At 75.9% G+C, this 12,462-nt stretch carries 10 protein-coding genes; 7 read left to right on the plus strand and 3 right to left on the minus strand.

Translation table 11 applies throughout. The features are described 5' to 3' along the window. Positions 1–61: 61 nt before the first annotated feature. From O2W15_RS18695 to O2W15_RS18725, 7 genes are read left to right on the plus strand one after another with little or no spacing between them, the layout of a single operon-like run. Entirely contained in the window at positions 62–1,561 is a 1,500-nt protein-coding gene (locus O2W15_RS18695) for an HAD-IIIA family hydrolase (RefSeq protein ID WP_269180480.1), read from the plus strand. Then, on the plus strand, positions 1,558–2,559 hold the full coding sequence (locus O2W15_RS18700) for a glycosyltransferase family 9 protein (protein WP_269180481.1): 1,002 nt from the start codon (positions 1,558–1,560) through the stop codon (positions 2,557–2,559). Before O2W15_RS18695 ends, O2W15_RS18700 begins: the two co-directional genes overlap by 4 nt. Beyond that, the gene (locus tag O2W15_RS18705; RefSeq protein ID WP_269180482.1) at positions 2,556–3,521 is read left to right on the plus strand and encodes a glycosyltransferase; all 966 of its coding nucleotides are present in this window, start codon (positions 2,556–2,558) and stop codon (positions 3,519–3,521) included. Before O2W15_RS18700 ends, O2W15_RS18705 begins: the two co-directional genes overlap by 4 nt. After that, positions 3,518–4,726, plus strand: a complete 1,209-nt coding sequence (locus O2W15_RS18710; RefSeq protein WP_269180483.1) for a glycosyltransferase — start codon at positions 3,518–3,520, stop codon at positions 4,724–4,726. The genes O2W15_RS18705 and O2W15_RS18710 overlap by 4 nt, the downstream gene beginning before the upstream one ends. Before the next feature lie 23 nt (positions 4,727–4,749). Then, positions 4,750–5,418 (plus strand): D-sedoheptulose-7-phosphate isomerase, encoded by a 669-nt coding sequence (locus O2W15_RS18715; RefSeq protein WP_269180484.1) that lies wholly within the window; start codon positions 4,750–4,752, stop codon positions 5,416–5,418. After that, positions 5,415–6,821: a D-glycero-beta-D-manno-heptose 1-phosphate adenylyltransferase gene (rfaE2, locus tag O2W15_RS18720; RefSeq protein ID WP_269180485.1), complete on the plus strand. Its 1,407-nt coding sequence runs from the start codon at positions 5,415–5,417 to the stop codon at positions 6,819–6,821. The genes O2W15_RS18715 and rfaE2 overlap by 4 nt, the downstream gene beginning before the upstream one ends. Positions 6,822–6,841: 20 nt before the next feature. Further along, the gene (locus O2W15_RS18725) at positions 6,842–7,786 is read left to right on the plus strand and encodes a glycosyltransferase family 9 protein (RefSeq protein WP_269180486.1); all 945 of its coding nucleotides are present in this window, start codon (positions 6,842–6,844) and stop codon (positions 7,784–7,786) included. Between the two features lie 42 nt (positions 7,787–7,828). Here O2W15_RS18725 and O2W15_RS18730 read toward each other — a convergent pair whose 3' ends face one another. The 3 genes from O2W15_RS18730 to O2W15_RS18740 form a co-directional block, all read right to left on the minus strand. Beyond that, positions 7,829–9,490: a VWA domain-containing protein gene (locus tag O2W15_RS18730; protein ID WP_269180487.1), complete on the minus strand. Its 1,662-nt coding sequence runs from the start codon at positions 9,488–9,490 to the stop codon at positions 7,829–7,831. A gap of 344 nt (positions 9,491–9,834) precedes the next feature. Then, entirely contained in the window at positions 9,835–11,169 is a 1,335-nt protein-coding gene (locus tag O2W15_RS18735; protein ID WP_269161257.1) for an ABC transporter substrate-binding protein, read from the minus strand. Positions 11,170–11,282: 113 nt separating this feature from the next. After that, positions 11,283–12,461, minus strand: a complete 1,179-nt coding sequence (locus O2W15_RS18740; protein WP_269180488.1) for a branched-chain amino acid ABC transporter permease — start codon at positions 12,459–12,461, stop codon at positions 11,283–11,285. Position 12,462 lies beyond the last annotated feature (1 nt).

Here is a 12,462-nt window from a genome sequence, read left to right on the forward strand (position 1 = left end):
CGGCGGGGAAACTTAAAGCCCGTAGTGTTTCGGGAACGATCTTCCGGGCACGATTCGGGGCATGACGGGTGTCTTGCGCAACTGCACGGTCGTCGTGCCGACGATCGGACGGCCGTCGCTGGACGTGCTCCTCGATGCCCTGGCCGACGCCGCCGGTCCGCGGCCGGCGGAGATCGTGCTGGTCGACGACCGGCCCACCGGTGAGCCGCTGCGCCCGGAGCGCCCCGGCCTGCCCCCGGTCCGGGTGGTGCGCACCGGCGGCGGAGGGCCGGCGGTGGCCCGCAACCTCGGCTGGCGCACCGCGGGCACGGAGTGGATCGCCTTCCTGGACGACGACGTCGTCCCCGACCCCGACTGGTACGCCCGGCTCGCCGAGGACCTCGCGGCCCTGCCCGCGGACGCGGCCGGCACCCAGGGCCGGGTCCGGGTGCCGCTGCCGGCCGATCGCCGGCCCACCGACTGGGAGCGCGGCACCGCGGGGCTGGCCACGAGCAGCTGGATCACCGCCGACCTGGCCTACCGCCGGTCGGCGCTGGCCGCGGTCGGCGGCTTCGACGAGCGCTTCCCCCGGGCCTTCCGCGAGGACTCCGACCTCGCCCTGCGGGTCATGGACACCGGCTCGACGCTGACCCGCGGCGAGCGGTGGATCACCCACCCGGTCCGGCCGGCCGACCGCTGGGTGTCCGCCCGGGTGCAGGCCGGCAACGCCGACGACGTCCTCATGCGCCGGCTGCACGGGCCGACCTGGCGCGAGCGCGCCGACGCCGCCGTCGGCCGCCGTCCCCGGCACCTCGCCGTCACGGGCGCGGCCCTGGCCGCGCTCGGGCTGGCCGCCGCAGGCCGGCCGCGGGCTGCGGCGCTGGCCGCCCTGGGCTGGGCCGCCGGCACGGCCGAGTTCGCCTGGGCGCGGATCGCCCCCGGTCCGCGGGACCGCGCCGAGGTGACCACCATGCTCGCCACCAGTGCGCTCATCCCGCCGCTGGCCAGCTGGCACTTCCTGCGCGGTGCCGTGCAGCACCGCACCGTGACGCCGTGGCGCGGCCTGCCCGACCTGGTCCTCTTCGACCGCGACGGCACGCTGGTGCACGACGTTCCCTACAACGGCGACCCGGCGCAGGTCCGGCCGGTCGACGGCGCCCGCGCGGCGCTGGACTCCCTCCGCGCGCGCGGGGTGCGGATCGGCCTGGTGACCAACCAGTCCGGGGTGGGCCGCGGCCTGATCACCCGGGCGCAGGCCGACGCGGTCAACGCGCGCGTCGCCGAGCTGCTGGGCCCCTTCGACACCGTGCAGGTCTGCCCGCATGCCCCCGAGGACGGCTGCGACTGCCGCAAGCCGGCACCCGGCATGGTGAAGGCCGCCTGCGCCGAGCTCGACGTCGACCCGTCCCGCGTCGTCGTCATCGGTGACATCGGTGCCGACGTCGGGGCCGCCACCGCGGCCGGCGCCGCAGCGATCCTGGTGCCCACGATGGTCACCCGCCCCGCCGAGGTCACCGCCGCGGCACACCGGGCGCCCACCCTGGTCGACGCGGTCGAGGACGTGCTGGCAGGGGCCTGGTGACCCGCACCGTCCTCGTCGCCCGGCTGGACAACGCCGGCGACGTGCTGCTGCAGGGCCCGCTCGTGCGGGCGGTGGCCGCCGCCGCCGACCGGGTCGTCCTCCTGGCCAGCCCGCAGGGCACGGCGGCCGCCGAGCTGCTGCCCGGCGTCGACGAGGTGCTGACCTGGCACTGCCCGTGGATCGACGGCTCGCCGCAGCCGGTGGACGCCGGCGACCTCGCCGCACTCGTCGACCGGGTGCGGGCGCTGGGCGTCGACGAGGCGGTGGTCAGCACGAGCTTCCACCAGTCGCCGCTGCCGCTGGCGCTGCTGCTGCGCACCGCCGGGGTGGCGCGGATCTCGGCGATCAGCGTCGACTACCCCGGCTCGCTGCTCGACGTCCGGCACCGGGTGGACGACGACCTGCCCGAGCCGGAGCGGGCGCTCTCGCTGGCCCGCGCCGCCGGCTTCGAGCTGCCCGCCGGGGACGACGGGCTGCTCGCCGTGCGCCGTCCGCTCCCGGCCACCGCGCACGAACCGGGCTACGTCGTCCTGCACCCGGGCGCCTCCGTGCCGGCGCGGGCCTGGCCGGCCGAGCGCTGCGCGGAGGCGGTCGAGGCGCTGACCGACGCGGGCTGGCGGGTGCTGGTCACCGGCGGGCCGGGGGAGCGGGCGCTGACCGCGGCGGTCGCCGGCCGCCGCGGCACCGACCTCGGTGGGGCCACCACGCTGGCCGAGATGGCCGCGCTGCTCGACGGTGCGGCCGCCGTCGTCGTCGGCAACACCGGCCCGGCGCACCTGGCTGCCGCGGTCGGGACCCCCGTCGTCTCCCTCTTCTCCCCGGTCGTGCCGGCCGTGCGGTGGGCGCCCTACGGCGTGCCCACTGTGCTCCTCGGCGACCAGTCCGCCCCCTGCCGCGACACCCGGGCCCGCGAGTGCCCGGTGCCCGGTCATCCCTGTCTGACGTCGGTGAGCCCAGCCGACGTCCTCGCCGCCGTCGACAAGGTGGTCGCACCATGAAGGTCCTGCTCTGGCACGTGCACGGCTCCTGGACGACGTCCTTCGTCCAGGGCGCGCACGACTACCTGCTCCCGGTGACCCCCGATCGCGGGCCCGACGGCCTGGGCCGCGCCCGCACCTGGGAGTGGCCGGCGTCGGCCCGCGAGGTCACCCCCGACCAGCTCCGCACCGAGGACGTCGACGTCGTGGTGCTGCAGCGCACCCGCGACCTCGAGCTGGTGCGCGAGTGGCTCGGCCGCGAGCCCGGCCGCGACCTCCCGGCCGTCTTCCTGGAGCACAACGCCCCGGACGGGTCGGTGCCGAACACCCAGCACCCGCTGGCCGAGCAGTCGGTGATCCCGATCGCGCACGTCACGTACTTCAACCAGCTCTTCTACGACAACGGCAGCGCGCCGACGACCGTCATCGAGCACGGCATCGTCGACCCGGGCGAGCGCTACACCGGCGAGCTGGCCCGGGCCGGCGTGGTGGTCAACGAGCCCGTGCGCCGGGGCCGGTACACCGGCGGCGACCTGCTGCCGCTGCTGTCCACCGCCGCGCCGCTCGACGTGTTCGGGATGGGCCTGGCCGGGCTGCACGAGCGCTACGGGCTCGACCCGGACCGGGTGGGCCTGCACGACGACCCCCCGCAGGCCGCGATGCACGACGAGCTCGCCCGCCGCCGGGTCTACGTGCACCCCGTGCGCTGGACGTCGCTGGGACTGTCGCTGCTGGAGGCGATGCACCTGGGCATGCCGGTCGTCGGGCTGGCCACCACCGAGGCGGTCGAGGCGGTGCCGGCCGAGGCCGGGGTGCTCTCCACCCGGCCCGAGCGGCTGGCCCAGGCGGTGCGGCACTTCGTCGCCGAGCCGGACGCCGCCCGGCTGGCCGGCAAGGCGGCCCGCGCCGCGGCGCTGGAGCGGTACGGCCTGGGCCGGTTCCTCGCCGACTGGGACGCTCTCCTGGCGGAGGTGACGAGATGAGGATCGACCTGGTGAGCGAGCACGCCTCACCGCTGGCCGCCATCGGCGGCGTCGACGCCGGTGGGCAGAACGTGCACGTGGCCGCGCTCGCCGCCGGCCTGGCCCAGCGCGGCCACCAGGTCACGGTGCACACCCGCCGGGACGACGCCGCGCTGCCGGACCGGGTGACCACGGCCGACGGCTACGACGTCGCGCACGTCGCCGCCGGGCCGGCCCGGGTGGTGCCCAAGGACGAGCTGCTCCAGCACATGGGCACCTTCGCCGACGTGCTGCGCGCCGAGTGGTCGGCGACCCGGCCGGACGTCGTGCACGCGCACTTCTGGATGAGCGGCCTGGCCTCGGTGCAGGCCGCCTCCCGGCTGGGCATCCCGGTGCTGCAGACCTTCCACGCCCTCGGCTCGGTCAAGCGCCGGCACCAGGGCGACGCCGACACCTCGCCCGAGCAGCGGATCGACCTGGAACGCGACCTGTGCGGCGACGTCGACCACGTGGTCGCCACCTGCAGCGACGAGGTGTTCGAGCTGCGTCGGCTCGGGCTCCCCAGCGACCGGGTGTCGATCGTGCCGTGCGGCGTGGACACCGACGAGTTCACCCCGGACGGGCCGGCCGCGCCGCACTCCGGCCGTCCCCGGCTGCTGGTGCTGGGCCGGCTGGTCGAGCGGAAGGGCCAGGAGGACGCCGTCCGGGCGCTGGCCGCCGTCCCCGACGCCGAGCTGGTCGTCGTCGGCGGCCCGCCGACCGACGAGCTGGACACCGACCCGGAGGTCTGCCGGCTGCGGGCCGTCGCCGCGGAGCTGGGGGTCGCCGACCGGCTGGTCTTCACCGGCGCGGTGTCCCGGGCCGACGTGCCGGGCTGGATCCGCTCGGCCGACGTCGTCCTGGCCGTGCCCTGGTACGAGCCGTTCGGGATCACCCCGCTGGAGGCGATGGCCTGCGGCCGCCCGGTCGTGGCCACCGCCGTCGGCGGGCTGGTCGACACCGTCGCCGACGGCGTGACCGGGGACCTCGTCCCGCCACGCGACCCCGCTGCCCTCGGGCAGGCACTGGCCGCCCTGCTCGCCGACGACGAGCGGCGGACCGCCTACGGCGCCGCCGGCGTCACCCGCGCCCGGACCCGCTACCGCTGGTCCCGGGTCGTCGCCGACACCGACGCCGTCTACCGCCAGGTGCTCGCCGCCCGGAGCCCGGTGGAGGCCGCCCGATGAACCCCCTCGCTGGAAGGACCGTCATGAGCACCGCCCCGTCCTCGCACCTCGAGGTCGTCTCGCCCGACACCTGCACGCACCTCACCGGGCACGACCACGTGGCGTCGCTGAGCGCCGCGCTCCGCGGGCTGACCGAGCAGGTCGAGACGCTGGACCGCTGGGGCCGGCTGCTCGCCGACGTGCTGACCGGGCCCTCCCGCGGCCGGCTGCTCGCCGCGGGCAACGGTGGCAGCGCGGCCCAGGCGCAGCACCTCACCGCCGAGCTGGTGGGCCGCTACCGCGCCGACCGCCCGCCGTTCTCCGCGATCTGCCTGACCGCCGAGACCTCCTCGCTCACGGCCATCGCCAACGACTACCCGGCCGACGAGCTGTTCGCCCGGCAGGTCGAGGCGCACGGCCGGGACGGCGACGTGCTGGTCCTGCTGTCCACCAGCGGCCGCAGCCCCAACGCGGTCGCCGCCGCCCGTCGGGCCCGCGAGTGCGGCATCACCGTGCTGGCGATGACCGGGCCGGCGCCCAACCCGCTGGCCGCCGTGGCCGACGAGACGGTCGCCATCGACTCGCCGTGGACCGCGACGGTGCAGGAGTGCCACCTCGTCGCGCTGCACCTGCTGTGCGCCGCCTTCGACGCCGCCGTGCTCGCCGACTCGCCCCGGATCTCCACCAGCAACCACGTCGAGGTGGTCCCGTGACCCGCGCGGCCTCCCGGCCGATCGTCGTGGTCGGTGACGCCCTGCTGGACGTCGACCTGGTCGGGACGGCGTCCCGGCTGACCCCCGACGCCCCGGTGCCGGTGGTCGAGGACGTCGAGACCCGCGAGCGTCCGGGCGGGGCCGCGCTGGCCGCCGTGCTGGCCGCGCGGAACGCCGGCGGCCGGGAGGTCGTGCTGGTCACCCCGCTCAGCGACGACGAGGGCGCCGCCCGGCTGCGCGCCCTGCTCGACGGCCGGGTCCGGCTGGTCGAGATCCCGGCCAGCAGCGCCACCCCGGTCAAGCAGCGGATCCGGGTCGGCGACCACTCCGTCGCCCGGCTGGACAGCGGGGGAGCGGTCTCGACCTTCGGCGCGCTCCCGGCCGCCGCGGCCGAGGCGATCCGGGACGCAGCCGCCGTGCTGGTCGCCGACTACGGCCGCGGGACGACGTCAGCCCCCGACGTGCGCGCCGCGCTCTCCGCCGCCTCCGGGCCGGTGGTCTGGGACCCGCACCCCCGCGGTGCGGACCCGGTGCCCTCGGCCCGGCTGGTGACCCCCAACGGGTCGGAGGCCGCCCGGGTCGCCGGGCTGGACGTGACCGGCGACGGGCTCGCCGCGGTCGGCGCCCGGGCGCAGGCGCTCATCGCGCACTGGGGGGTGGGGGCCGTCGCCATCACCCTCGGTGCCCGTGGTGCCCTGCTCTCCTACGGCGAGGGCGCACCGATGGTCGTGCCCGCCACCCCGGTCACCGGCGGCGACCCGTGCGGTGCCGGTGACTCCTTCGCCGCCGCGGTCACCGTGGCGCTCGCCGGTGGTGCGGTCACCGGCGAGGCGGTGACCTCCGCGGTCGCCGCGGCCGGCGCGTTCGTCGCCCGCGGCGGGGCCACCGCCTGGGACACGGAGCCGGCCGTGGGTCCAGCCCCCGCAGCCGGCGTCGACGCGCAGGGCCCGGCGCCCCGGCTCGCGGCACTGCTGGACCGGGTGCGCGCGGCCGGGGGCACCGTCGTGGCCACCGGCGGCTGCTTCGACCTGCTGCACGCCGGGCACGTCGCCACGCTGCAGGCCGCGCGCGGGCTGGGGGACTGCCTGGTCGTCTGCATCAACTCCGACGACTCGGTGCGCCGGCTCAAGGGCCCGACGCGCCCGCTGGTCACCGCGGCGGACCGGGCCCGGGTGCTGGAGGCCCTGGAGTTCGTGGACGCCGTCGTCGTCTTCGACGAGGACACCCCGGCGGAGGTGCTCGAGCAGGTACGACCGGACGTCTGGGCCAAGGGCGGCGACTACGCCGGCGCGGACCTCCCGGAGGCCGCGGTGCTGCAGCGCTGGGGCGGTCAGGCCGTCGTCCTGCCCTACCTGGACGGCCACTCGACCACCGCCCTGGTCGAACGCTCCCGCGTCTGGTGACCGACCCCACGACGACAGAAATGGCCATTTCTGTCGACGGGCGGCCGGTGGCGGTGGTGTTGCGGCCGTTGGGGCTGGGGGACCTGCTCACCGGGGTGCCGGCGATCCGGGGGATCCGGGCCGCCGTGCCCGAGCACCGGCTGGTGCTGGCCACCACCCGGGCGCTGGAGCCGCTGGCCGCGCTGATCGACGCCGTCGACGAGGTGCTGCCCGCCGTCGAGCTGGAGCCGCTGGACTGGGCCGGACCACCGCCGGAGCTCGCCGTGGACCTGCACGGCAAGGGCCCGGCCTCGCACGTCGTCGTCGCCGACCTGGGCCCGCAGCGGCTGCTCACCTTCGACAGCCCCGGCTACCCCGGACCGACCTGGTACCCGGACGAGCACGAGGTGCGCCGCTGGTGCCGGCTGGTCTCCGAGGGGCTGGGCGTCGACTGCGACCCGGACGCCCTCGACCTCGCCGTGCCGGACGTCGAGCCGCCGGTGCGCGACGTCGCGGTCGTGCACCCCGGCGCCGCGTTCCCCGGCCGGCGCTGGCCGGCCGAGCGGTTCGCCGCGGTAGCCCGGCACCTCGTCGCGGCCGGGCTCCGGGTCGTGGTCACCGGTGGCCCGGCCGAGCGCGACCTCGCCCTGGCGGTCGCCGAGCAGGCCGGGCTGGGCCCGGAGGCGGTGCTGGCCGGCCGGACGACGTCCCTCGAGCTGGCCGCCGTGGTCGCCGCCGCCCGGGTGGTGGTCTGCGGAGACACCGGGGTGGCCCACCTGGCGAGCGCCTACCGCCGGCCGTCCGTGGTGCTCTTCGGCCCGGTGTCACCCGCGCTGTGGGGGCCGCCGGCACGGCCACAGCACGTCGTCTGCTGGCACGGGGACGGCGCCGGCGACCCCTGGGGGACGACGCTCGACCCAGCCCTCGCCCGGGTCACCGTCGCCGAGGTCACCGGAGCCCTCGACGACCTCCTCGCCCGCACCTGACCCGCGGGCCCCGTCCAGCGGCGAGGAGGACGGGGTCCTGCCTCAGCCGCGACGGCGGATGGCGTCGAACAGCACGCCCTGCAGGTCCTCGGGGTCCAGCGCCTGGTAGGCCGCACCGCCGGTCGCCTCGCCGATCTGCTCCAGCGAGTCGAGGTCGGCATCCGGGCCGAGCGCGATCCCGATGACCTTGACCGGTCGATCCGGGTCGGCCTCGGCGCGGAGGGTGTCCAGCAGGTCGGGCAGGTCGATGCCCGCCGCGTCGTCGTCGTCGGTCCCGTCGGTGATCAGCACGACGCTGTTCACCGAGTTCGGGTCGTAGGCCTCCTGGGCGGCACGCACGGCGGCGAGCGTCGTGTCGTACAGCCCCGTGCCGCCGGGCGCGAGCAGGTTCGGCAGGGTGTCGAACTGCTGGTCGATCAGCTCACGGTGGGTCTGGCCGCCGACGTCGGTGCCGAAGGTGCGCAGCGGGGCCAGCTCGACGTGGTCGCGCTCGCCGTCGAGCTGGTAGGCGAAGGCCCAGACCCCGCCGGAGTAGGAGTCCGGCAGCAGCGTGAGCGCGCTCTTGGTCGCGTCCCGGGCGAGAGTGGCGCGGGTGCCGTCGCCGACCGGGGCGGCCATCGAGGTGGAGACGTCGATGACGGTGAGCAACCGCGACGGGGTGGCCAGACTCGACAGCCGGCCGAGCAGGGCCTGCACCGCGGCGCCGTCCAGCTCCAGTGCCTCCGGTGCCTGCTCCTGCACGCCGGTGCCGGCGCCGGCACCCTCGGGGGCGGCCCCGCTGGCGTCGCGGAAGCCGGCCGTCCGCGCCTGCTCACCGGCCGAGGCCGTGGTCAGTGCGTCGACCACCGCGTCCACGGCCGCGGAGTCCTCCTCGGCGGTGGGCAGCCGCAGCACCGGGTAGTCCAGGGACGGCGAGCCCTCGGTGGGGTAGATCGCGACCAGGGAGTCGGAGCCGGCGGCGCGGTTGGCGGCCAGCACCTCCTGCTCGCTGACCGGCACCAGCGGTGCGTCGGCTCCGCCCTCGGTCCCGGTGGCCAGCGCATCGGCGACGCTGGGGACGTCACCGCGCCCGGCGGCCAGCACCGCCTCGACGACGGCGTTGTCCGCGTCGTCCCCGCCACCGAGCGACTGCCGGACGGCGGCCAGCACCGACAGGCCCTCGGCGCTGGCGGCCAGGTCGGGCACGGCCAGCGGCCGGCCGGTGGTCAGGGCCTCGCCCCAGGTGGGCGGGTCGGTGGTCCAGCCCAGCTCGTCGGCGGCGGTCCGGCTGGTGGCGAGCACCAGCGGCGAGGTGGCCAGCGACCCGGCCGCCTCGAGGTCGGCGCTGCCGGCACGAGCGGCCCACAGGGAGGAGTCGGGCACCCAGACCTGGGGCAGCGAGTCGGCGCCGAGGGAGCCCAGCGCGGCCAGCGTCTGCAGCGGCTCGGTCGCCTCGACGTCCGCCACGGCGCACGCGTCGCCACCGAGCGGCAGCGGATCGGCCAGCAGCTCCCGCACCAGCGTGCCGAGCTCGGGGGCCACCGTCACGCGGACCGTCTCGGTCTCCTCGCAACCGGCGGCCTCCGCCGTCCCGTCCTCCGGGCCGGAGACGAACCAGGCGACGCCGGCGACGAGCGCCGCGGCGACCACGACGGCGAGCCCGGCGAGCAGCGCCGGTCGGCTGGCCGTCCCGGGCCGGGCGGGAGTACGGGCGTGCCGCCCCATCTGGTTCTCCGTCGTGTCTGGTCCGTGCAGGTGTCGAGCGGACGTCGCGGGGCGACACGTGCTGTCGCGTCGGTTCGGCACTCTACCCAGTTCTGGGCGGCCGACGGTCGGCGATCATGCCCGCTGCGTGCGGTCGATCACCCTCTGTGACGAACATGGTGGGCGGCTCAGCGGCCTGGCGGCGAGCACGGGCCGGCTCCGGTCAGCGCCTCGCTGGACTCTGCTGAGGCGCACGACGACCGACGGGCCGCCGGCCTCCCCTGAGGGAGACCGACGGCCCGTACGGCCCCGCTGCAGGGGCCCGCGCCGACCTGGCGAGGCGTGGGGGGCAGCGGGGGCCTTCCTCAGTCGATGACCGACTCCTCGTTCGGGATGCCGTTCTCCGGGACCTCGGCCATCTCACCGTCGAAGGGCTCGATCTCCGCGCCGCCGATGTCGGTCAGCTGCACGGGCTCGACCTCCTCGGTGGTGTCACCGGTGACCCGGCTGATCGACATGCCGGCGGTGCCCATGTGGCTGTCCTCGGAGTAGCGGAACGGTGCGAGCACCGGACCCTCCCAGTCGCCGCCCGCGGTCTCGATGGCCTCGACCAGGCCGTCGCGCGTCGGGTTCTGACCGGCCGCCTGCAGGGCCTGCACGGTGGTGTAGGCCTGCGCCATGCCGTAGATCCGGTAGTTGGTCAGCTCGCCCTCGCCGCCGCACTCGTCCCAGATGCGCTGGAACTCCTGCACCCACGGGTTGTCCGGCTCGTCGACCGTCGGCAGGTAGTCGGTGGTCAGCGCGCCGTCGAGCAGGCTGGCGTCGCTCACCTGGCCCTGCGAGAAGTTGTTCAGCAGGCTGCCGACCAGCGTCGGGTCCGACCCCACGTTGGAGTAGAACCACTGCGGGTCGTAGCCCAGCTGCAGCGCGGTCAGCTGGGACAGCGCCGTGTAGCTGGGCACGTTGAAGCCGACGACGAAGTCGGCCCCGGCGGCCTGCAGGGCGGCGATCTGCGGCCCGACGTTGGTGTTGCCCGGCGTGTAGCGCTCGGCGGCCACGATCTGGTCGTCGATGTACTCGCGGATGCCGGCCTCGCCGTCCTCGCCGAAGTCGTCGTCCTGGAGGAAGAGCCCGACCTTCGCGTCCGGGAAGTTGTCGGCGATGTACTGGCCGATGATCTTCCCCTCGCTCTCGTAGTCGGTCTGCCAGCCGAACGTGTACGGGTTGGTCTCCGGGTCCTCGCCCCACAGCAGCGAGCCGGACGAGACGAACAGGTCGGGCACGCCCTCGCTGTTCAGGAAGTCCAGGACGGCGCTGTGGGTCGGGGTTCCGAGGCCGCCGACGATGGCGAAGACCTCGTCCTCGAGCACCAGCTGGTTGACCACCTGGCTGGTGTTCGTCGGGTTGTAGGCGTCGTCCCGGTAGATGTAGTCGATCGTCCGGCCGTTCACCCCGCCCTCGTTGTTGAGGCACTCGTAGTACGCCTGCGAGCCGGTCGGGATCTCGCTGTAGCCGGGGGCGGCCACGCCGGTGAGGGGGAAGTGGGCGCCGAGCTTGATCGAGTCCTCGGTGATGCCGATGTCGGAGGCCTCGTTGGCGCTGGCGTCGCCACCGCCACCGCCGCCGTCCCCGCCGCCGTCATCGCTCCCGCCACAGGCGGCGAGGGTGGAGGCGGCGGTGGCTGCGGCGATGGCGGTCATGAGACGTCGAGAGGATCTGGACAACGGTTCTCCTCTGGTGCGGTCCGGGCTTCGTTGCCCGGGGGTGTGTGGGGGGTCGTGGGGCCGGGAGCGGCGGTTCGGTCTGGTCGCCCTCACCCCCTGCTCGGCTGGGCGGCCGACCGCTTCGCCTGGCGGGTGAGCCAGCGCATGCGGAGGGTGCCGACGAAGCCGGCGGGGGCGAAGATCATCGCGAGGATGAGGACCACGCCGTAGACGAAGGGGGCCAGCTGGGCGGCCTCGGTGTTGTTCAGGCCCCACCCGGCACCCAGGTCGGTGACGAACGGCGGCAGGAAGACCAGCAGCGCCGAGCCGAGCAGGGCGCCGAGCAGGCTGCCCAGCCCGCCGATCACGATCGCGGTGAGCAGGGCCAGCGAGAGCACCAGCGTGAACCCGCTGGGGGCGGCCAGCCGGACGACGAGGGCCAGCACCCCGCCGGCCAGCCCGGCCGCCGCGGCGCTCACCACGAAGGCGAGCACCCGCCACGCGCCGAGGTTGATCCCGGCCAGCTCGGCGGCGACCTCCTGGTCGCGCACCGCGCGCCAGGTGCGGCCGATCCGGCTGCGGATCAGGTTGGCGAGCAGGAAGTAGGTGATCAGCAGGCAGATGGCGCCGAGGTAGGCGAGCCACTTCGTGTTGGTCGCCGAGTTGCCCGAGACGGCGCTGATGAAGGACTCGAAGGCCTCCGGGGCCCGGGGGGCCCGCACCCGCATGCCCTGTTCGCCGCCGAGGACGTCGTGGAAGTAGATCGCCAGTCCGGGCAGGCCGACGGCGAGGGCCAGCGTGGCGCCGGCGAGGTAGGGGCCGTGCAGCCGGGCGGCGGCCACCCCGACCAGGGCGCCGACGGCGGTGGCGGTGACGATCGCGGCCAGCAGGATGAGCGGCAGCGGCAGTGGCTCCTCGGCGGAGAGGAACAGCGCGGTGGTGTAGGCGCCCACCGCCATCAGTGCGCCGTGGCCCAGCGAGATCTGGCCGTTCATCCCGGTCAGCACGGTGAGGCCGCCGGCCGCGATGGCGTAGTAGGTCAGCGTGGCCAGCTGGGAGTTGGTGAACGGGTCGGTGATCTCCAGCAGCACCACGGCGCCGACGGCCGCGATCAGCAGCACCACCAGGTGCCGCAGCAGCGTCGACTGGGGGAGCAGGCTGCGGCGCCGGGTGGCGGTGGGCTCGTCGGCGCCGGCGGTCGCCTCCGTGGGGGCCTCCTCGGAGGCCTTGCCGGCGGTGGCCGTGCCTGCGCCGTTCTTGCCCGTGGTGGGGCTCTGCAGGTCGCTCATG

It is taken from the genome of Modestobacter sp. VKM Ac-2979, assembly GCF_026967995.1.
GTDB lineage: Bacteria > Actinomycetota > Actinomycetes > Mycobacteriales > Geodermatophilaceae > Modestobacter.